The organism is Bacillus sp. 2CMS4F (assembly GCF_023161785.1).
GTDB classification, from domain to species: domain Bacteria; phylum Bacillota; class Bacilli; order Bacillales; family Bacillaceae; genus Bacillus; species Bacillus halotolerans.
Genome location: NZ_JALNTO010000002.1, coordinates 485,605 through 505,678, shown reverse-complemented (window position 1 = coordinate 505,678; position 20,074 = coordinate 485,605). Strand labels below are relative to the sequence as shown.

Genomic DNA, 20,074 nt, shown 5'->3' with positions numbered 1-20,074 from the left:
GTGTTTGTGTACCTTAACTATTCGATAAAGAAAATGAGAAAAATCACCTATACTTTTTCGCTAATAAATCACTAAATACATTTTTCCTATCTCCTAAACCAGTGGGCTTTCCTTGATATCATCCTTTTCAATATCCGCTACATCATAAAGGCAATAGATAATATGTACACTAGCAGTTGATCAACACAAGGAATTTTCGTCCCAAGTTCTCAAAAATATTAATTAACCATCACTTATTTACATATCCACGCAATTCAAAAATTACCCATATATTTTATGTGCAACTCGGCGAACTCTGCCAACCCCTTGTCCTCTCTATTTTTAAGCCATACCCCTAAAATGAATTACACACCTGTTTATTTTGAGGAGCTCAAGAGATAATTCAAAGAAAAAGACTTATCCATATAGATAAGTCTTGAATTCATTCTTTAACTGGCAACACTCTTTTATAAACCTCTTCCCTTAGAGCAAATGCCAGCCGATAGAGAGCTTTTGCTTTTGCACGATAATAGCTACGCGCGCTCAGGTCCATTTCTCCATATACTTCATAGTCATACATTTCTTCTGGCTGCATATAAAGCATGACAATGATCTGCCGTTCTCTTTGAGTAAGCCTGTTAACAGCCCTTTGAATCCTTTTTAGGAATTTATCACGCTGAATCTCCCAATCAAGACGCTTTAACGCTGCATCTTCTGTCGAAGAATGAAATTCATTCGTAATACTCGGCGGAACAATGCTATAAGTGGGTGTAACCTTTGGTAAAAAATCATCTGGCACCTGTAAGAGATATAACCGGTATTGATCTAGCAACTTCTCTGCTTTTGCTTTAGTGGCTTCTTCGTCAATCTGAGGCAGGTTTAATGTCGTTTGATTCATATTTACCTCCTGATTATTCAAAATAAAAAAGACACCAAACAAACAGCGTAAATGCTTTAGTTCAGTGTCCGCAGGCTTTCCTTCTTAGACAATATTACCTCCTCATCGCCCATGCTGTGCCCTCATTTCGGGGTGCAGGTATTCGGGAGGATTCTATATTTTAATCTAAGTTCACAAAATATTAACAAAAAATACCTTGGATATTTTTGTATCTCATGTAATAATACACTTGTATTAAAAAACAAAGGGAGTGTTTAAAATGAAATTGAAAAAAGTTTTAACTGGTACTGCATTGTCACTTGCTTTGCTTGTTTCTGCCGCTCCTGCCTTTGCCGCAAGTCCTACTGATACTCATTCTGAAGAAAGTCAAACAAAGGAAGTATCTGTATTAGGTACCCTAGTTGTTCGTGGACTTCCTTCTGATCCAGACCCTGGACAAACAATCACTATAAACGGAACAACATATTATTTAGACAGTGTTACTTTTTATCCTGATGGATCTTATATCGCCTACTATTCAAGTTAACTATGAGGAGGTTTATAGCCTCCTCTTTCTTATAGTTCTACTACCTGATTGACAGTCATTGCTTCAACTGTCATTGAATTGACGACACATTTGAAGTTCAACTTGTAATGGCACCACCATAAAACTCCCTTTCATTGCTTACCTGACTTTGTAACCTATCTCATGATCAACCCGCGCAAAGCTCCCCTTTACAGTTTGAATAACAGTTTTGCCATGCTCCGGAGCTTCTAAGACATGTGCAGTACCTTGATTCCCATCTAAAACAATGATCTTAACCTTCCCTGGATCAATCTTCTGCTGAATAGTGAAGTCTTTTTTGATGTTTATTTCTCTTGGATTGTACACTCAAAGCGCCCCCTGTGTTATGATAGAAGTACCAGTTCATATCAAGAACACTGAGGCTAAGCGCTTCGGTGTTTTTTATTTTTAGGCAGAAACCTCTCTTATCATGACTTCCCCCCTCGGCTCTTCGCTATAAAACTTACTGACTTTCAAATCCACCACCTGACTATCATCTTTATAAATAAGATGGTCCAGAGCATCTTTTACACCCTTTACATAGTTATCAACATCAGGCTTTGTAGTAGGCCGCAGAAGACCATTTTCAGCTTTCTCTTTCTTCTTTAATGAGTTTGAAACTGATTTTGGCATTGGTCTGTACACTTTGACATCCATTGCAACAGGACCAGTAATAACTGTTTTTGGCCGATGCTGAGACGCTACCAATGCCACATACTGTTTAAAATACTTTGATTTCGCTCGATCACGCATATGCACCTTACCATTTCGTATTGATCCATGCGGCCGTCCTTGTACGACTGGCTCACCATAAACAGTGAACTTAATGCAATCCAACTGTTCTTTACCTCCCGTCAAGCTGTTCCCATAGCTGAATTTCTTTTTCTATTCTCGGTGCGGAGAGTAAAATTGCCAGCAGAGACACGACTGCTTTAAGCACTCAGCATCCGCTCCATTTGCTTTATTTTTTCCTCAAGTAAACGGATAGTTGGCGTAAGATCTTTACCTTCTGTAGGACTTAAAGGTCCGAATATATAAAGTCCATCAGCTGCTTTTACATTCATTTTCTCCTTCATTCCCAATCACCTAACCTATGATTTAATTGCATTCGATCGCCTTTAATAATCACTATGTAATCACGGCACATCTGGTGAATTCGTGAACCAAGAGCCTCGTCTATATCTAAAATCTCATCGACTGTTAACTCCGAAGAAATCAGCAAAGGCTTGTGATTTAAATATCGGTAGTTTAAGACTGACTGGATTTGTTCAACCTGCCAGTCTGTTGCCCTTGGTTGACCGTTTATTGGTTTAAATAAATCATCAATGAATAGAACTTCGACCTTTCTCAGGGCATCGAGTTTCGCTTCTAAGTTATCAAAGTTAGCTTTCAAATCCCCCATGCCCTCTACGTAAGGGAAATACATGCAATAAATTGATTTTTTCTTGATCAGATTATTCATAATCGCCGTGAGCAAATGAGTTTTACCGCTGCCCGGCTGTCCAAGTAATGCAATACTATTTTGCCGTTCTCCTTTGATTTTTTGAAAATCTTTATAGTATTCCACTGCACATTCATAAGCATCTTTGATCATGTCTGGCTTACCGTCCGTGATGAAGTTACCAAAGAGAAGCTTTTCAAACTCTTCTGTAATGCCGCTAGCTGCCATGAGTCTGGCAATTTTCTTTCGTCTCACACATTCGCACTGTTTTGAATAAGTATCTTTCCATTCACTAGCTTTGTCCGGCGTGCAAACCTTACCAAACAGAAAATCATCTTCAGGTACCATTTCGTTAGGAACCATAAGATCTAACTGATCATCCAAATGCCAAGGAGTGTCCTTATGTACCCGATAAACGACAATTCCACGATCCTTACAATAAGGACAATCAAATTCAGCCTTTTCTTCGGATGCGGCCTGTTTTGTTCCCAAAAAGCGGGCTGACTTTTCCCGAAGTTCCTGCATGATCGTTTGAAATGCGGTGTCTATACTGACTGCTTTGTTTATAGCCATATTGTTTCTCCTTTCTCTTTTGAGTGAATGGATTTGATAAAATGGCTTGAACGTATGACAAACTAGCTGCTTTCCCCTTTAATTGAAACGCTGTCTTGATAGCCTCCATCACTTTTTCTTCACCATAATCGTCGACCATGTATCCAATTCGCTGTGCCTCTATAGGACCGACTGACCGAGCAACTTTGTTTTCATATAGCTCAAAGGCATTTTTCATTTTGTCATCGACCTCCTGATGTTCAATCTCAGCTGGTTCCAAAGCTTTTTTCTTCATGTAATTTCCTAGCTGTATGTAGTCTGCATAATGAAGTATGGTGACGATGAACCCTCTTTTTTGTGGAAGACGGTGCAATTTGATATATCCCTGTTTCTCCATTCGGTCTAGTGAGTATTTGATCTGTGCAGCTGACCAGTTAAAATCTTTTGCAAGTTCCACAATTTTGATAATGGTCTGCCCAAGCTCTAGCTCTTGATTTGGCCTGTATTCAGCTCTTTTGAACAAGTGATCATAAATTTTTTCATCCCTAAACTCTTTGAATGGTAGTCGGGGTATGACCACATACCCCATTGCTTTTATGTCCAAGTCACTCACCTACTTCCTTTCACAGAGTGCAGTTATGTCACGGATGCCGACCTCAATCGAACGGAAGTTCATCTTCTTTTATATCTACAGGCTTGCCGTCAAAAGGATCAGCTTCCTGCGAGGTTGTTTTTTCTGTTTCTTCTTTATCTGAAGGCTCGGAATCGATAATTTCCGAACTGTCTGCTTCATTGGTAATGTCAATCCGTTCCCTGATTTCATCTTCCTCAATAACTGCTTTTTGCATTTCCACAGAGAGAATCCCCCACTTACTCAAAACTGCTTTTAATACAGTCTTAAGAGCCATCGCATCCCAGTCATTTTTCCATCCAAAATCAGACTTACTGAATTTCTTTTTGTGCTTTTCTACTTGTGCCTTTGTCCAGTACACTGTTTTTCGAAAGCCATTTATCAACTCAAAATAAGCTGCATAACCAATTACCGCATCTGATTCTCGTTTTTCAAAATCAATCTCGATCTCCTCAGTCAGCGGATTCCACTTCTGCAATTCGCCTTCATGAATCGGTATGCAATTGATGGACTTATATTGGCCTGTTCGCAAGGCTAGCTGTATATATCCTTTGTATCCTAGCTGGAATTGAGCCTTTCCTCCATAAGGAACAATCCAGGCATACCCTAAGTTTTTATCTATAGGCAGATCGAGTGTAGCTGCCACCATTGCAGATGAAATAACGCTCATAGGATCTGTTTTCTGCAGCATCTGCTCGCTGTTATATAGGCTTAAGATAGAGGCCGTAAACTGTGTAGCCCTTTTCCCTAACACTTCCTCAAATCGTTTAATAACAGATGGTGAGGAAAGTAAACCCTTCATGGTTGCTCCTTGCTGTTGCACAGGTGCGCTTTTTTGTTTCTTTTGGATGTTGTTTTTAATTGATTGATTAGTAGCCATAATCAACTAACCTCCTTGATTCCAAAACGTCTGAAATGAGTTTCCTTTTTGACCTTCTCGTAAATATCCGGAAACTGCTCTTTCAGCTTTTTCGTGTCAACTCGATTTGAGATAACAGGCTTCCAGCAAGCTTGGTAGTTTCCGATAAACCCATACTCTGCATCCTTCATTTCGTGTTTGATCTGGTTTTCTAATTCTTTTGCTTGGCTTTGAAGCTCTGAGATCTGTTCTTTAAGAAGCAAGTATTGTTGGATACGTTCTCGATTAGCCGCAGTTAAATCAATAGCCTTGTTTTTTTCGGTTTCGCCATATCGTTTTTTGAGATAGTCTTCCGCCGCACTCGAACCATCTAAAGCAGGTGCTTGTCCACCTAAGACCTTGTCATTCCAGAACTCAATCTCTGCTTCAAAGATCATGTCAATTAACTCGTCGTCTCTCTCAATCTCTTTCCAGACAAATTTGTTCCCGCCGATCAGCACAGCAAAGTAGGCTTTCTGATATTCGGGTCCAAGCACACCCAAATAATGCTGGACCTGAACGATATAGCTTTCGGGGATTTCTTCGTCTTCCCATTCTTTTAAGTTGTAGGCTGATGTTGTTTTACATTCAAGGATCGCTTTTTCACCAACGATCATTCGGTCAACATTGGCCAAAATGAAATCATGTTCTGGATGTCTGAGTATTGCTTTTTTACGTCTAACCTTCTTGCCACTACGTATCTCAAATTCTTTTGCAACAATGTCTTCAAGCAATGATCCAAAGTAAGCAGCTTCACTTTGCGATTCACTTACAGGGACCTGTCCTGTTTTGTCTAACCATAATTCAAAAGGTGTCTTCCACTTGTTCAGCCCCAAGATAATAGATGCATCTGAGCCGCCAATTCCTTTTCTTCTTTCAATAAGCCATTCATCGCGGCTCATTTCAGAAGTCTTAGCAAGAACCTCAGCCCTTTTGGTTGTCATACCCTAACCCCCATTGTTTTTATTAAGGCTATCTGATAAAATATTAAGCACATGAGTTTTTATAGATAGCCTTTAAAGAAGTCCACTTTGTCCGAGTGGGCTTTTTTATTGCGCATTTTTAAATTCAAATCCAAGTTGCTCCTTTAGATATCTTTCCAAGTTCTCTCTTAGAATGATTTCGCCGCCATCAATTACATAATCATCAACTGGTGTTACTTCATCACCGTAAAAATCTATTTGTACACCCGTTTCAGTCAGCTTATCGTGCCAGTTGTTTATGACCATTGGATTTTCGACCATTCGTACTCCCCTCTCTGAATTTGTCTGCACGTCTATCCCACAACAGATGGAATTCACTATTGTTACGAATCATCGCACACCATTTACGAACTTCCAGAGCAGTTGCCGGCTTATGAACAAAATGAACCATCATCCTATACACCTGCTCACTACTGTTAAGTTGATGCCTCTCTGTTGCATTTTCAATGCTGTTTCATAAAGCTGTCCTTTGTTTGCCAGCCGGCTAATATCCTCAGTAAGAACCTTGATGCTTCCAGCGAGACTAATCGCTTCTTCATAATCACCATCACGTAATGCCTCTGACAGCATGATTGATAGCTCTTCTGCTGATTCAATTTTTCTTTTTGCGATAGGAACATCTGACTTCAAGAAATGATTAGTATTCATATTGAAACCGCCTGCCTTCCTTCTTGTTTTGCCATAGCAACTTGATCAACTAAAGCTTTCCGTGTCCACCTATCTGCAAGCTCCTGCATTTTCAACCCATGAGTACGAACAAGTGAATAAATCAATGTTTTATTAGCCGCAATCAAATCAAAAATCTGTTTAATATCACCCATAGGCAGCTCCTCTGTTTTACCTGGTCGATTATCCGTAAGCCAACGGGCTAAATGTTTAGTTGCTTGTAATGCTTCCTCCAATTGGTGAACCATATTAATCACCGCATTACTTGCACATTCATTAAGTGCCGGATCAATAGGAGCAGCCGCAGTTGGATGAAGTTTAAATAAGTAATGTACTAGATCAATATGTTCATAGGCATCGCACTTCTCAAACCACTTGATACATAACTCTGGAGTGAGCTTGGCAAATCCATTTTCAACATCTGAAACATACCTTTGATCCTTACCTCCGATTAACTTGCCGATTTGATATTGGGAAAGACCTGCAGCCTTTCGGGCACTACGCATAATCTGCGGTAAATTTCGCACGTTGTATGGGTTGTTCTCCATATGTTTGCCTCCTGATATATTGGTTTTTCGGTTTTAAAATTAAAGTTAATAGACCATGCTGTTTATAAATGACTTAGGCTGATTCCTTTTTCTTTTGTTGTGCTAACTTTTCTTGATGTTCATTCATTCGCTGAACAAGTATGCCACTGAGGTATTTGTAAGCTTTGGCCTCTGCCTGTTCAAACAGCGGTCCTTTTTTCAAGATGACTTTCATAATTAAGCCCCCTTATCTGTCCTTGTCTTATATTCAGGACACATTTTGTGTCTACCTTGAGTAAAAAAAATTTCATCTACAGTTGTTCCATAATAGTCTGCAATCTTTTTGGCCAGATTTAAGGAGGGAGTTCTATCCCCTCTTTCAATAGCCCCTAGCATCTGTGGAGTTATGTTTAAGTCATTAGCAACAACTGTTCTTGACGTGTTTCCACGTAAGGAAAACAAAACTTCCCTTTCCACTCATAACACCCCCTTAGAAACGTTTTGTTTCCTTTTACGATTTATAATATACAGGACACAAAACGTGTCCGTCAAGTGTTTTTAGAAACTTTTTGTTTCTAAATGTAGAAACGCTTAGTTTCCAAGTTATAATTAATAACAAGGAGTGAGTGTATATGTTAGGTAAAAGGATAGCAGCTTTAAGAAAAGAAAAAGGTCTAAGCCAATATGAACTCGCAGATAGATTAGGCTTTTCAAGAGGAAAACTTGCTAATTATGAACAAGGCACTCGCGAACCTGATTACGAAACATTAATCAAAATAGCCGACTTTTTTGATGTATCTACAGACTACCTTTTAAGAGGAAAAGATAAATCATCCAATATAATCACTGACGATGCAAAAAAAGTGTTAAACGATCCTGAAACATTCCTTGCAGCTAAAGACGGTGAAGTAACTGATGAAATTTTACAGGCTGCTTTGGAGATTATAACGGAGCAATTAAAGGAAAGACGGAAATCAGATAAATAAACGCCGTTAGTTTATTATTATTTATTTCTGTTTATTATGTTTAATTCTGTTTACTAATAAGATTTAGATTCTCATCTATATCTCAATCAAATCCTCATTTATAAAGTGATTTTTGAACCCTTTAGAAACCCTTACATGACAAGGGTTTTTGTTGTTTTTCTCATTTATATTTTCATTTATGTTTCTTTTATATTCTCATTTAAAAAAATTGAGCGTTTATTGTGAGGAAAATTGCAGAGTATCGAAAAGGGAAAAAAGGATCTTTTTGTTAAAAGCCTTGCAAGGTGTAAGTGAAAAAAATAAACAATACAATTATGGTTACGACAATAATTGTTTCTTTAATATCACGTTTATCATCTTCATGATCTTGTTTCTTTTTTTTAAGCTCTTCTCTGTATTTTCTTTGAACCTCTTTCATCTTATCATTCATTTTCATGATTAAACTCCTTTGAAGTCCATTTTAATTTCTTTGCCTCTTTCACTTGCATTTTAATAATAAAAAAGGATTGGCAATGGCTTTTCATTCAATGGTAACCAGCATAAGCATTAGCTGGACAGTTTCAGGGTGTATCTAATCATTGAATTCCCAATTCCTGCAACTGAACCAAAAACTTCCTTATGAAGAACAATCTCTTCTCTGTTGTGGGGATGCTACCAAAAATAAATCACTGCGTAGGCAAACTGATAGCGGTATAAAAAAACAGCTCATTAAATGTCATACTGGAACTGTCTTTGATTTTTGGGTTTATTTTCTGATGCAGCTATCGCTATCCGTTAGTTTAATTAGAATTCAGATAACCCAAGACACGGTCAACTCTTTCATTGACTGAGTAATCGTCTTCAATTTTTAACACTGGACAAGATAAATCTGCCATCCAATGTTCGTGTAATGCTTTACTTCTAACTTCCATTCCACCAGTATCATATAAAGAAGCCCACTCTAAAAATGCTTTTGATTGTTCATATTTACTGCCACCGGCTAACACTTCATTTCCATAACGCTGAAATTCCCTATGCCTTAATCTCTCAAGCCGTATATCTTGTGGAATCCATAAGAAGACGACAAGGTCAAAGTAACTTTTTAGATTATCGCCCCAGCCACACACTGCACCAGAAAGAATCCATTTCTCATTTATTGTTAAGTCTTTTTCAAGCAACTTTCTTCTTTCAGGAATTTCTCTTTTTTTAGTGAATTTATCTAACCAATAGTAATTATCAGTATCAAGATGCGTATGAGGCAAACGCTTTGATAATGCAACACCCAATGTTGAAGTTCCGACACCAGAGGCTCCCAATATGTGAATATTTTTTTTCATACTTTCCCCTCCTTATTAATCAACCAAACTCCCTGTTTGTTGCATAAGGTACTTACTATTATTTTGACATAATTCCCTAAAGACCTTTACTTTTCGAGGGAAATCCAGATGCGTGTTAAAATCATCATACTTACGAAAACAGCCATTATTAAACGGATTCATATTCCATCTCCTTAGACGCATTTTCCTATGAAAAAAGTCTTGATTTTCCTATAATATTTAAACGAATCCAATTTTTAGATTGTCGTCTTTAAGGAGGTTTTTTATCTTGAGGTATACAAACAGTCATTTAGAGGATTGGATTGAAAACTTATACAGAAAGATTGATATTACAGAACCTGAACAAATTAATTTTGAACGGATTGCTGAGTCATTAGATATCAGGCTTTCGTTTAAACCTGTTACAAGCTTCGCACTTAAACACAGTGGGATTTATAATATATGCTTGGACAGCCGAAAAAGCCGAACTGAACAATGGTATGATTTCGCTCATGAATTTTGCCATATATATAGACATGAAGGCGATAAAAAAACAATGCCAGCAACCTGGACTGATTATTTGGAATGGCAGTCGAATTATTTTACATATCACTTTTGCATTCCAACTTTCATGTTGCGTAATATCAACCTTCCGTACATACAATCACATGCAATTGAAAATGTGGCTTGGCTATTTAAAGTATCCCCTTCGTTTGCGAAGAAACGTTTGAACATATATTACAGGAAGCTGTCTCAACATTTATTTAATCAATCAGTGACGGGAAATCTATGCACCCCCCTTTTGTAATTAATAATGAAATCCTCATGCATTTGCGCGCACTGAAAAAGACAAAAAAAGACGTCTCCCTTCACGATCCGATCGGGCAGGATAAGGAAGGGAATGAAATAAGCCTGATTGATGTACTAAAATCAGAAAATGAAGATGTGATTGATACAATCCAGCTCAATATGGAGCTTGAAAAAGTGAAGCAATACATTGACATTTTAGATGACCGTGAGAAGGAAGTGATTGTCGGGCGTTTTGGGTTAGATTTGAAGAAGGAAAAAACACAGCGTGAGATTGCCAAAGAACTCGGTATCTCGCGCAGCTATGTATCGCGGATTGAAAAGCGGGCGCTGATGAAGATGTTTCATGAGTTTTATCGGGCGGAGAAGGAAAAGCGGAAGAAAGCGAAGGGGAAATAATGCAGAAGAAGCCGGATCTAATATTCCGGCTTTCTCTCATTCATTTACATGCTTCTTTTAAAACTTTCGAAACTAACGGAGACAGAATATACAATAGAGACATGAAAATATTTCCAGTCAATCGCTTGTCTCACTATCTTAACTCGTCAGCACTGATAAGCTCAATTATCATTTCCGTAAAGACGATCAGGATCGTAGCAGATGACTTGACTTATAAGTCCTTTGCTTGCGTCCTCCCTCAAGCGATTCAAAGCCGGACGTTCTAAAAGCTCTCCAGAAAATCCTTCATCGGCATACTTCAGCACATCCTTAGTCCCTGCTTTCTTTATACAGGCCTCGATCTGGCTGTCGATGCTCGATCCCTTGATCGCTTGTTCCTCGGTTGACACCCTTACATATATTGCTATCACCCTGGATCTCCTTCCTATAAAGTTTTATTAAATAATGATAGCAATCGTTAATGCATTTGTCAGCTTGCGGTCCCTCGATGATTATTACCTTCATAAAATGCATCACCCCTTGGGTAATGCTATGTAGGAGCTGTTTGTCCAAATGATGACCTTTTATAATTAAAATTGGGTTAATCTTAGTCGTCAAATAATGATATAATTTAACATAATTAACCACCCGAATGAGAACGTTTGTTTGAATACGGGATTGTCTTGATTTATTATAGGAGGTAGGATTTATGTTTAACGATATTATTCAATATGTTCAATTTTCAGAGTTGGATGTTTATGATCCCTTTTTCTCCAGCCTTATCGAAGATTACGTTGGCTTTGAAAAGTGGTTTCAAAAAAAAGCAATGCAAGGGGAAAAAGCTTATATACTTAAAGAAGATAGGTTGTTAGGTTTTCTATACTTGAAAGAAGAGTTTGAATCTGATGAAACAATCAATCCTATTTTTGAAAAAAAAAGACGTCTCAAAATTGGTACTTTTAAAATAGAAGCTCATGGCACTGTTCTTGGACACCGTTTTATTGGAATAATACTTAAAAAAATGATAGATGAGCACTACTCAGAATGTTATGTTACAGTTTTTGAGAAACAAAAACCACTAATAAAGTTATTTGAAAAATTCGGGTTTACTTTATGGGGTAGGAAAAATAATGGTGAATTGATATACATAAAAACATTAGAAAAAACGAATGATATATTTATGGATTTTCCACGTATCGATACACAAAATAAAAATAAATATATATTATCTATATATCCGATATGGCATACGAAGTTATTCCCAGATTCCAAGTTAAATACAGAACGGAATCATAAAATTGAAGATCTTTCTTTTACTAATACAATCGAAAAAGTTTACTTATCTGGCATGAAGGGACTGGATGAGCTTACCCGCGGTGATCTAATCGTTATATATAGAACTGCAGAAAGTGGAAAGAGAGCAGAGTTTTCTGCTGTGGCTACTTCAATCTGTACAGTTATTGAGAATAGAAATATCCATGAGTTTAATACCATGGAAGAGTTCATTAGTTATTGTGGGAAAGGAACCATATTTAGTAAAGAAGATTTAGAAAAATTTTGGTATACAAAAAAGTATCCATATATAATTAAAATGCTTTATAATATTTCACTACCCAAACGTATTATTAGACATCATTTAATTACTAACGGCATAATTGAGAGAAACGCTTATGCTGGCTTTATTAAACTTACTGATCAAGCCTTTGAAAAGATTCTAAAGTTAGGTGAAATTAATGAAAGTTTTATTATCAATTAAACCAGAATTTGTTGATGAAATTGTTTCTGGTAAAAAAAAATTCGAATATAGAAAGCAAATTTTTAAAAGAGATGATATCTCTTCGGTAGTAGTCTATGCTACTAAACCATTTGGAAAAGTCGTAGGTGAATTTGATATTGAGACTATTTTAATTGACAACCCAGATATTATATGGACAAAAACAAAGGACTATTCAGGAATAACATATAAATATTTCAAAAATTATTTCAAGGGAAAACGAACTGGTTTCGCAATTCAAATTAAAAATTTTAAACAGTATGACATGCCTTTGGATTTAAATGAATTCGATAATAAAATAAAAGTAGCTCCACAATCCTTTTGTTACACAGAAGGAGGACTTTGATGGATTATATTTTCTTAGCAGGAGTACACGGTGTTGGAAAATCAACCCTAGCTTCAAAACTAGAAAGTTTAATTGACATTGAATGTATTTCAATTAGTGATCTAATTAGAAGAGCCGGAAAAAAAATACCGATATCTGAAAAAAACACAGCTGGTATTTCTGGTAACCAGGAGTTATGGAAAAATGAATTGTATAAGCTAAATCTAAAAAAAACATTTATGTTGTTGGATGGACACTTTTGCTTATTAAATAAAAACAAAGTTATATTCCCTTTACCTCTTAGTACTTTCGAAAATACTAATATGACAAAAATTATCCTTGTACAACACCGTCCTTCAATTATTCGAGAGCGCCTTCTATCTAGGGATAATATAAGTTATTCACTTGAATTGATCGAGGAACTTCAAAAATGTGAGATAAAACGAGCAAAAGAATATTCACGTAATAAAAAAATAAAACTATTTATATATAATGAAGATAAACCTTTAATTGATTTAATTAATTTTATAACTGATTAAAATGTTTTTCTTCAAAGGGTGAGGTAAGAGAATGCATCATAATCTTAAAATTAATAAAGAGTACTTTAATCCAGTAATTAAAGAAATTAAAACATTTGAAATTAGAAAAAATGATAGGAATTTTCAGTTAGGCGATAAGATCACTTTAAAAGAATGGGATGCGAAAACAAAACAATATACAGGGCGTAAAGTTAATATTGTAATTACCTACCTTACAGACTTTGAACAAAAAGATAATTATGTTGTTTTTAGTTTCAAAATATTATAAAGTTATTTTATTTTTAATATAACTTCACCCTCCTAAATTTGAAGAATATAAAAAAGTATGGGTAACAACAAAGTATTGTAACTTGCATTTTTCCAAAAAACCCTCTCAAGTATGAGAGGGTTTTTATAGATTAAGTCTGTAATCTGATACCTGCCATTTGCATTTCAGCATTAGTCTTATGGGCCTCAATATGCTGGTTAGATTGTTCCGAAGCCGCAGTAAACGCAAATAAACCAGTAGTTACAATAACAGCAGAGAGAAATACGCAAACACCTTTTTTAATATTCATATAAACAGTCACCTCGCTGAATTTGAAGCTGCGCTTCAACCATTTTATCATAGAAAAAACTGGATTCTTCGAATTCTCCGCCTTCTCTATAATATTCTGCAGTAAGCAACGTTATGTGTTCCGTAAAAGAGAACATGTGACTTTCATTAAGATCATTCAATATATTAAGGATACCCTGTTTATCAACTGACTCAATATATAAAGCATTCAGAAACTTATTCATCGATAAGAAAAGTTCGTCATTAAATTTTTGTGCTGTTTCGATCCCTTGCTGCAAAACCTTCTGTCCTTCATTAAACTTTTCTTGCTTGAATAAAACTGTGGCCAACGAATGAAGCGTATGAGGAAGTGTCCTTAAATTTGTTTTTTCTGCAACTTCAGCTGCTTCTTTCAAATATCCCTCAGCTTTACCTGGTTGTCCCATGTAATGATAACATTCGCCTAAATTATAAAGAGCAGAACTTATTAGTCTGTCGTGCCCCAATTCTTTAGAAAGTTTCAGAGCTTCTTCAAGATGTTTCAACCCCTTTTCATAATGTTTAAAATCAAGATAGTTACCAACGATTACAAACAAGCTTTGAATTTTCCTTACAGTATACAGCGGATTCTGATCATAAATCTCCAATGCCTTTAAAATGTGGTGCATGGAAACGTGAGTTTGTTTCATGTTGTAATAAGCTTCTGCTACTTTAAAATGAAATTCAGCTTGTTCGATTTCATCAGTAACAGCATAAAGTTCTTTTTCAGCTTTACGGTAATAATTAATAGCTTCAACGAATTCTTGCTGATCGAATTCATACATACCACGGAAAAATAATGAGTAATATTTCAGGAGACCGGTTAATTTCTTTTGGGGAGCTTCAATTTTTTCAAGTAATTCTGAGATGGTTGGACGAGCTGTTCTATACTTTTTTTCCGGCTCTAAGTAGTCAAGCATTAGTTGATGTCGAAAGCTCATGAGTGAGTAATAAATCAGTAAATACTCATCCTCTTCCATCTGTTTAATTTCTCTTTCAACTTCTGCTTTTAAAATTTCGGCATCCGGAACACTAAACTGACGTATCATCTTGTACCATTCGTTAATCTTAACCCCTACATGCGAGGAAGGTAAAACCGGATTCACAGGATCCCTCCTTTTATGTCTTTTTATGTAATATTCTAACATTTCCAAAAAGTGTTTGAACCGCAAAAAAACCGCAAACTTTTTCGTCTGTACCTTGGATATGATTAATCAAGATAATTTTAAGTTCGTTTCTTCTTTCTTCCATGGTAATATTTTGTTATATGATTAAATTGAAAGGATATGATCATGAAAGTATTTGAAGCCAAAACACTTATGTCTGACGCTACAGACCGCGCCAAGGAATATAAAGAGCTAAGGACGCAAATGGTCAACTTGAGAAAAGCTTTACAAAGCGTTGCTGAACTGGACGACAGCGAATTCTCAGGTAAAGGTGCTAATAACATTAAAGCATTCTATCACGATTATGTTGGTGTCACTGATCAATGGATCGACTACATTGATATGAAAATCGCATTTTTTAATAGCATTGCCGGAGCGGTAGAGGACAAAGGTCTCTCTGATGCTTATATTGAAGAGTCTTTTTTAGAACATGAACTGGCTAACGCCCATAAAAAATCAAAGTCCATCATGTCTGAACAGAAAAAGGCCATGAAAGATATCCTAAACGATATTGACGACATCCTCCCGCTCGACTTGTTTTCAACAGAGACCTTCAAGGATGAGCTTGCAGATGCCAATGACAAACGAAAAAAAACAATTGAAAAACTAGGTGACCTTGACGAAGATTTACTGACAGAATATGCCCTGTCAGAACCAAATGAACAATTCATCAAGTCAGATTTCCAAAAGCTCCAAGAAGCAACGGGCAAAGGGAAAAACGCTACGCCCATTCACTACAACGCCAAGGCGTACCGTGAGAGTGATATACATAAGAAAAAAGGTGATATTGAGAAGCGTACAGATGCTTATTTGAAGATCAAGAAAGAAGAGGCGAAGGAACGCGAGATAAAAGACTTAAAGAAAAAGCTGGCGAATGGTGTCTCAGATCCGGATGAGTATTTAGAAATTGCGAAGAAGATCGGGTATGAGAACCTTGAACCTGCACAGTTACAGTATGTGGTGCAGCTAGAACAAGCAAAACAGCTGAAGTCCGTCGGTGAAAGTGTAATCAATGCAGGTAAAACGGCATTGGATATCATCGATGGGGTTAATGATGGGCTTAACGATGCGATTGATGATACGATATATGGCATCAAAGACTTGGTAGTAGGAGCCTGGGAATATTCACAGCTTCCTATGGAACTAAAACTTGCAAAAACAATTACAACAGTCTTAAGTGTCCCCTCCTACCCTAAAATAATTTGGACAAACATCGTCGATTCATGGAATGATAAAATGATAAATGGCGATGCATACACAAGAGCACATTATATCAGTTATGCAGTCGGTAATATCGTTGGTCCAAAAGGTGCGGGTGCCGCAGTGCAAACCACTACTAAGCTGTCAAAAGTAGGTAAAGTGGTGGAAGGTGGAACAGCCGCTGCTCATGTGAATAAAGGAATTACAAAAGGAAACAACCTTATTAATCCCTTTTTTAAAAACAGATATGAACCTGCACTTGTAGGAATTGCACAAGATATTGAGAATACTCATAACGTTAAAAACACACCACTGTTAAAAAGTATAATTGAAGAAGAAAAAAATAATGCTTTTCACAAAATAAATGTTACTTTTAGGCAAGGTTATGATACCCATTTAGTTAAGGTAGAAGATATAGTTAGAAAGAAAAATAAAGGAATTGTCGGCGGTCACAACCTACATAATTTTGAAAAGGCATTTATTGATAAAGGTTGGGATTTAGAGAGTTGTATAATTTCAAAAAGAGAACACCCCACAATTGATGGTATCTATGAAATTGAATATGGTTTACCTGCATTAGATAGAGAAGGAAATATCAAACCTGGAGAACTGAAAAAAGTCCGTACTCCAAAGACAGTTTATGATCCCGAGAAGATCTCAAACGAACAAATGTTGCAGTGGGGAGAAGAAGCAATGAAAAATGGAGAAGTAGTCGGGAGAAAAGTAACTGGATACGCTAAAAATGGTCTCAAGTTTGAAGGTTATATTGATGAAGCTACTGGAGAAATAACAAACTTTTTCCCTACCTTAAATGATTAAATAATTCGGAGTGAAAGTGAAATGGATAATAAAAACAAAGACTTAATTAACTATTTTTTTCAAGTTATGGGTGATGAACGTTTTTTACGCATTTTAGAGAAATTCTCCAACGGAGAGGGTTATGGTATAGAGAATGTCTGGTGTGTATTTGCTGATGACTACGAAGAGTGGGAAGAAGATTATTTTGGAGATGAGGGTATAGCTTTTTATTTCGATTACCCAGCAGTCGAGGAAGATGAAGAAGTCATATTAGATTACGAAAATTTCTATAAATATTTAAATGAAATTGTTGGTCAATATATAAAACGACACCCAGACAATAAATTAGAAGTAGAAAAATACATGGGAACCATTAAAGAGAAATATAATATTAAGCTATAAGGAAAAGCTGAATATTTCTATGTTGTACATTGTTATGTTATTTTGAAGCCCCAATGAAATTTCTAAGGGGCTTTGTTCTATTTCAAGAAGGTTCTGCTTCAACAAATGGTAAGGTTATAACTGGACATAATTTATTCCGGAATAAAGTCTTCAAAGAAAGGCAAGAACAGAGCCTCAGTAGCGAAAAATGTTGGTTCCTTTTGGTGTTAGCACAATCAACAAAAGCTTAACTCCGGGTCAGGTTTTCAAGTTAACGAATCCTAAACCAACAGCAAAAATCCAGAGCTTTATCAACCTGAACTACCTTTGTCCTAAAGGAGTATACTTTGGTGATTAGGAGAGATTGTCTAATGGGCGTTACACAAGAAAATAAAGTAATTGCTAGAACAGTTTTAGGAGCTTTTGGAGGTAAACCAAAAGTGACGAAATATTGGGATGATAACGAGAATTGCAGCATTGATATTTTATCAGTTAGTGACCAGCCTCAAGAAGGTATCACGTCATATTCAACTCTAGGCTTGTCGGACCATTCTATTAATTATGAGGTGAATGGCACTCCGTTACGAATAGAATCGTAGCTGCAATGGAGTCAGCTTCAGACATATATGCTAATGTTTTATCAACTTGTGCCTTTAATATAATCAACTCAAATTTCTCTTGTGCACCAGGTGTTATTTTTAAAAACACCCTCTAGTGTTTGAACTAACATACCGCCAAATAGTCCGAGTTATAAGTAAATGTTTTCAACTATTGAAAAGGGAATTCCACTAAATATTCCGAAGACCCTAATATTTAATTAAAGCCTTGCATTAAAGTATCAACCACTTCTTTTACAGTTCTGATTTCTTTAATTGGCGTAATTCCAGTACCTATAGAAATATAGCCATCGTCTGTATTGCCTTCTAGCATGCCGATACGCATTCCAATTGATCCACGCATCATTTTTGCTATTTCTTCACGACTTACACCTTGTTTATCCATTTCTACTAGTTTATTCGCAAATTTAGTAGGTAAAGAACGATAGTATGCTGGTAAAGTACGGAACATTAGTAAATCTTCTGCTGTAGCATCTACAATCATTTGTTTCACGTTTTCTGCTGCTGGATTTTCTTTTGTTGGAATAAAGACACTACCAGCAAACACACCTTCAGCGCCTAAAGCAAATGCGGCACGCACTCCTCTAACATCTCCAATACCACCAGCTGCCATTACAGGGGTATTTATAGCATCTACAATCATTGGAACAATCGAAAATGTTCCAATAACTCGTTCTGGAACCGTACCACCTTCATCAAATCCAGTCGCTACATAAACATCTATTCCAAATTCTTCTGCAGCTTTTGCATTTTCAATAGTAGGAGTAAGTGGTCTATAAACAATTTTAATATCGTTTTCTTTTAATGGTTTAAAGATTCTTTCATCCAGTATATCGTTTACAATAACAACAGGAACTTTCTCGTCAATAACTGTTTCTAAAATTGGCCATGTGTAAGCTAAATCACGATTTACGATTACAGGTACTCCAAATGGCTTATTAGTTAATGATTTTGTTTTTTGTATTTCAGTTCTCATTCTTTCCGCATTTATTTCGGGTGAACGAGTTATATCAACCTGACCGGCATTTGGACCTAGAAATCCTAATCCACCAGCATTGCTTACCGCCGCAACAAATTCGGCATTAGTAACCCAAGACATCGGGCCCTGTATAATTGGCTTTTCTACATTTAATATTTTGCATATTCTATTATTCATTATTGAATCCTCCTGTTTAGTTTATTTTCAATCTTCAGTTGGTTTAAAGAAATAATTAGTTTGCTAAATATTTTTCAGTTTGGCTTACTTATTAGTACAATATTTTGGACAGAGTATCTTCCAGGTTACTAATATATATTTAGGGTGCTAAATATATGTTTGAGAGAAAACTTAAGATAAGTTTTTCTCCATACGCTTTATTAAATCCCTTAATATTAAGCGTTCTTCGGCTGAAATTGACTGTAGTAATTTTTCTTGGTGTTCATTCCATTTAATTCTAACGGGTTCTTCTAATTCTTTGCCTTTGTCCGTTAGATAAATTCGCATAACCCTTGCATCTTCTTCATCACGTTTACGGTATATAAAACCATTCTGCTCTAGCGATTTAACCATATTTGTTACCGTAGGCGGTTCGCATTTTAAATGTTCACATAGCTGCATTTGTGTTATTCCATCACCCAACCACAAACGTGAGAGTAAATTATCTTGGCCGACATAAAGATTGAGTTCTCTAAGGCTCTCACTATAATTCCGACGCATTTGGGAAGAAACTTTATCTAAGGACATACGAATATCACAGTCCACACTAATCTTCAAAGATGAACCTCCCTCCTCTAGCCAAAAAATATTTAGCGGGCTAAATATATCATGGTTGTGTTTTAGTTGTCAACGTTTCTACATTGATTGCTCTTCTTCAGCTAACCTGCTCCGTTTGTGACATAAGAATGGTATATCTTTCTTTTAGAACTAAACAATGCATTTGTTGAACAAAAATATAAGGAGTGCATGTTTCACTCCTTATTTTATATGACTTTTTACAATTTAGGTCTTGATAAACAACAAGACGAATAACGATAAGGCAAAAATTAAAAGATACCAATATGGTTTTGTACCTTCTTTAAATCGAGTCCCTCAACGTAGTAAATCCATATCATTGGTTATGAAAGCTTATTTTCATT

29 protein-coding genes and 4 pseudogenes are annotated in these 20,074 nt (G+C 36.3%); 11 read left to right on the top strand and 22 right to left on the bottom strand.

Translation table 11 applies throughout. The features are described 5' to 3' along the window. Window positions 1-421: 421 nt before the first annotated feature. The gene (locus MTN95_RS06090) at window positions 422-877 is read right to left on the bottom strand and encodes an ArpU family phage packaging/lysis transcriptional regulator (RefSeq protein WP_153912333.1); all 456 of its coding nucleotides are present in this window, start codon (window positions 875-877) and stop codon (window positions 422-424) included. 259 nt (window positions 878-1,136) lie between these two features. On the opposite strand from MTN95_RS06090, the gene MTN95_RS06085 reads away from it, so the two are divergent. Continuing rightward, entirely contained in the window at window positions 1,137-1,403 is a 267-nt protein-coding gene (locus MTN95_RS06085) for a hypothetical protein (protein ID WP_029727251.1), read from the top strand. 138 nt (window positions 1,404-1,541) lie between these two features. On the opposite strand, the gene MTN95_RS06080 is transcribed toward MTN95_RS06085, so the two are convergent. The 13 genes from MTN95_RS06080 to MTN95_RS06020 form a co-directional block, all read right to left on the bottom strand. Next, on the bottom strand, window positions 1,542-1,748 hold the full coding sequence (locus MTN95_RS06080; RefSeq protein ID WP_029727252.1) for an XtrA/YqaO family protein: 207 nt from the start codon (window positions 1,746-1,748) through the stop codon (window positions 1,542-1,544). An 81-nt stretch (window positions 1,749-1,829) separates the two neighbouring features. Beyond that, complete coding sequence (locus tag MTN95_RS06075) at window positions 1,830-2,258, bottom strand: RusA family crossover junction endodeoxyribonuclease (RefSeq protein ID WP_153912335.1); 429 nt, start codon at window positions 2,256-2,258, stop codon at window positions 1,830-1,832. 95 nt (window positions 2,259-2,353) lie between these two features. Continuing rightward, a complete protein-coding gene (locus MTN95_RS06070) occupies window positions 2,354-2,503 on the bottom strand; it encodes a hypothetical protein (RefSeq protein WP_080334920.1) in 150 nt (49 codons plus the stop codon). Beyond that, window positions 2,494-3,435: an ATP-binding protein gene (locus MTN95_RS06065; RefSeq protein ID WP_113712831.1), complete on the bottom strand. Its 942-nt coding sequence runs from the start codon at window positions 3,433-3,435 to the stop codon at window positions 2,494-2,496. The genes MTN95_RS06070 and MTN95_RS06065 overlap by 10 nt, the downstream gene beginning before the upstream one ends. After that, window positions 3,317-3,994, bottom strand: coding sequence for a DnaD domain protein (locus MTN95_RS06060; RefSeq protein ID WP_142671577.1), 678 nt, complete (start codon window positions 3,992-3,994; stop codon window positions 3,317-3,319). Before MTN95_RS06060 ends, MTN95_RS06065 begins: the two co-directional genes overlap by 119 nt. 76 nt (window positions 3,995-4,070) lie before the next feature. Further along, window positions 4,071-4,925: a recombinase RecT gene (locus MTN95_RS06055; RefSeq protein WP_029727256.1), complete on the bottom strand. Its 855-nt coding sequence runs from the start codon at window positions 4,923-4,925 to the stop codon at window positions 4,071-4,073. Window positions 4,926-4,927: 2 nt separating this feature from the next. After that, window positions 4,928-5,887, bottom strand: a complete 960-nt coding sequence (locus tag MTN95_RS06050; protein WP_029727257.1) for a YqaJ viral recombinase family nuclease — start codon at window positions 5,885-5,887, stop codon at window positions 4,928-4,930. A 105-nt stretch (window positions 5,888-5,992) separates the two neighbouring features. Beyond that, a complete protein-coding gene (locus MTN95_RS06045) occupies window positions 5,993-6,187 on the bottom strand; it encodes a YqaI family protein (protein WP_153912337.1) in 195 nt (64 codons plus the stop codon). Further along, complete coding sequence (locus MTN95_RS06040; protein WP_142671574.1) at window positions 6,147-6,320, bottom strand: hypothetical protein; 174 nt, start codon at window positions 6,318-6,320, stop codon at window positions 6,147-6,149. The genes MTN95_RS06045 and MTN95_RS06040 overlap by 41 nt, the downstream gene beginning before the upstream one ends. Continuing rightward, the gene (locus MTN95_RS06035) at window positions 6,317-6,574 is read right to left on the bottom strand and encodes a YqaH family protein (protein ID WP_029727259.1); all 258 of its coding nucleotides are present in this window, start codon (window positions 6,572-6,574) and stop codon (window positions 6,317-6,319) included. The genes MTN95_RS06040 and MTN95_RS06035 overlap by 4 nt, the downstream gene beginning before the upstream one ends. After that, entirely contained in the window at window positions 6,571-7,140 is a 570-nt protein-coding gene (locus MTN95_RS06030) for a helix-turn-helix domain-containing protein (protein ID WP_029727260.1), read from the bottom strand. The genes MTN95_RS06035 and MTN95_RS06030 overlap by 4 nt, the downstream gene beginning before the upstream one ends. 73 nt (window positions 7,141-7,213) lie before the next feature. Beyond that, entirely contained in the window at window positions 7,214-7,354 is a 141-nt protein-coding gene (locus MTN95_RS06025) for a hypothetical protein (RefSeq protein WP_032679254.1), read from the bottom strand. 2 nt (window positions 7,355-7,356) lie between these two features. Beyond that, entirely contained in the window at window positions 7,357-7,596 is a 240-nt protein-coding gene (locus MTN95_RS06020; protein ID WP_029727261.1) for a helix-turn-helix transcriptional regulator, read from the bottom strand. A 155-nt stretch (window positions 7,597-7,751) separates the two neighbouring features. Between MTN95_RS06020 and MTN95_RS06015 the strand changes: the two genes are divergently transcribed. Further along, window positions 7,752-8,105, top strand: a complete 354-nt coding sequence (locus MTN95_RS06015; RefSeq protein ID WP_021480133.1) for a helix-turn-helix domain-containing protein — start codon at window positions 7,752-7,754, stop codon at window positions 8,103-8,105. 268 nt (window positions 8,106-8,373) lie between these two features. Here MTN95_RS06015 and MTN95_RS06010 read toward each other — a convergent pair whose 3' ends face one another. Further along, window positions 8,374-8,541 carry a hypothetical protein gene (locus tag MTN95_RS06010; protein ID WP_032679256.1) on the bottom strand — a complete coding sequence of 56 codons (168 nt, stop codon included), beginning with the start codon at window positions 8,539-8,541 and terminating at the stop codon, window positions 8,374-8,376. A 343-nt stretch (window positions 8,542-8,884) separates the two neighbouring features. Continuing rightward, on the bottom strand, window positions 8,885-9,421 hold the full coding sequence (locus MTN95_RS06005; RefSeq protein WP_029727262.1) for an ATP-binding protein: 537 nt from the start codon (window positions 9,419-9,421) through the stop codon (window positions 8,885-8,887). 268 nt (window positions 9,422-9,689) lie between these two features. Between MTN95_RS06005 and MTN95_RS06000 the strand changes: the two genes are divergently transcribed. Continuing rightward, on the top strand, window positions 9,690-10,208 hold the full coding sequence (locus MTN95_RS06000; protein WP_248337343.1) for an ImmA/IrrE family metallo-endopeptidase: 519 nt from the start codon (window positions 9,690-9,692) through the stop codon (window positions 10,206-10,208). Next, window positions 10,208-10,606: pseudogene (locus MTN95_RS05995) on the top strand (sigma-70 family RNA polymerase sigma factor); the annotation flags it as partial. The gene MTN95_RS06000 and the pseudogene MTN95_RS05995, both read left to right, overlap by 1 nt. Window positions 10,607-10,742: 136 nt before the next feature. Here MTN95_RS05995 and MTN95_RS05990 read toward each other — a convergent pair. After that, a pseudogene (locus MTN95_RS05990) lies at window positions 10,743-10,974 on the bottom strand (recombinase family protein); the annotation flags it as partial. Then, window positions 10,932-11,110 (bottom strand): annotated as a pseudogene (locus tag MTN95_RS21585) (hypothetical protein). The pseudogenes MTN95_RS05990 and MTN95_RS21585, both read right to left, overlap by 43 nt. A gap of 184 nt (window positions 11,111-11,294) precedes the next feature. On the opposite strand from MTN95_RS21585, the gene MTN95_RS05980 reads away from it, so the two are divergent. Genes MTN95_RS05980 through MTN95_RS05965 form a run of 4 tightly spaced genes read left to right on the top strand, consistent with a single transcriptional unit; the run spans window position 11,295 to window position 13,491 of the window. Beyond that, window positions 11,295-12,341, top strand: coding sequence for a hypothetical protein (locus MTN95_RS05980; protein WP_248337341.1), 1,047 nt, complete (start codon window positions 11,295-11,297; stop codon window positions 12,339-12,341). Next, a complete protein-coding gene (locus MTN95_RS05975) occupies window positions 12,319-12,705 on the top strand; it encodes an ASCH domain-containing protein (protein WP_129508140.1) in 387 nt (128 codons plus the stop codon). The genes MTN95_RS05980 and MTN95_RS05975 overlap by 23 nt, the downstream gene beginning before the upstream one ends. Further along, the gene (locus tag MTN95_RS05970; RefSeq protein ID WP_248337339.1) at window positions 12,705-13,223 is read left to right on the top strand and encodes an ATP-binding protein; all 519 of its coding nucleotides are present in this window, start codon (window positions 12,705-12,707) and stop codon (window positions 13,221-13,223) included. Before MTN95_RS05975 ends, MTN95_RS05970 begins: the two co-directional genes overlap by 1 nt. A gap of 31 nt (window positions 13,224-13,254) precedes the next feature. Further along, a complete protein-coding gene (locus tag MTN95_RS05965) occupies window positions 13,255-13,491 on the top strand; it encodes a DUF3850 domain-containing protein (protein ID WP_103804248.1) in 237 nt (78 codons plus the stop codon). Window positions 13,492-13,621: 130 nt separating this feature from the next. On the opposite strand, the gene MTN95_RS05960 is transcribed toward MTN95_RS05965, so the two are convergent. Both MTN95_RS05960 and MTN95_RS05955 read right to left on the bottom strand, forming a co-directional pair. Further along, window positions 13,622-13,780: a hypothetical protein gene (locus tag MTN95_RS05960; protein WP_248337337.1), complete on the bottom strand. Its 159-nt coding sequence runs from the start codon at window positions 13,778-13,780 to the stop codon at window positions 13,622-13,624. Then, the gene (locus MTN95_RS05955) at window positions 13,770-14,945 is read right to left on the bottom strand and encodes a response regulator aspartate phosphatase (protein WP_282459439.1); all 1,176 of its coding nucleotides are present in this window, start codon (window positions 14,943-14,945) and stop codon (window positions 13,770-13,772) included. The genes MTN95_RS05960 and MTN95_RS05955 overlap by 11 nt, the downstream gene beginning before the upstream one ends. 144 nt (window positions 14,946-15,089) lie before the next feature. Between MTN95_RS05955 and MTN95_RS05950 the strand changes: the two genes are divergently transcribed. The 3 genes and pseudogenes from MTN95_RS05950 to MTN95_RS05940 all read left to right on the top strand — a co-directional run. Beyond that, window positions 15,090-16,982 carry a T7SS effector LXG polymorphic toxin gene (locus MTN95_RS05950; protein WP_248337333.1) on the top strand — a complete coding sequence of 631 codons (1,893 nt, stop codon included), beginning with the start codon at window positions 15,090-15,092 and terminating at the stop codon, window positions 16,980-16,982. 21 nt (window positions 16,983-17,003) lie between these two features. Then, a complete protein-coding gene (cdiI, locus tag MTN95_RS05945; RefSeq protein WP_248337330.1) occupies window positions 17,004-17,363 on the top strand; it encodes a ribonuclease toxin immunity protein CdiI in 360 nt (119 codons plus the stop codon). 350 nt (window positions 17,364-17,713) lie between these two features. After that, window positions 17,714-18,054, top strand: a pseudogene (locus MTN95_RS05940) (suppressor of fused domain protein); the annotation flags it as partial. Between the two features lie 101 nt (window positions 18,055-18,155). On the opposite strand, the gene MTN95_RS05935 reads toward MTN95_RS05940, so the two are convergent. Beyond that, window positions 18,156-19,115: an NAD(P)H-dependent flavin oxidoreductase gene (locus MTN95_RS05935; protein ID WP_105953560.1), complete on the bottom strand. Its 960-nt coding sequence runs from the start codon at window positions 19,113-19,115 to the stop codon at window positions 18,156-18,158. 171 nt (window positions 19,116-19,286) lie between these two features. Then, window positions 19,287-19,712: a MarR family winged helix-turn-helix transcriptional regulator gene (locus tag MTN95_RS05930; RefSeq protein WP_032732229.1), complete on the bottom strand. Its 426-nt coding sequence runs from the start codon at window positions 19,710-19,712 to the stop codon at window positions 19,287-19,289. Between the last annotated feature and the right edge of the window lie 362 nt (window positions 19,713-20,074).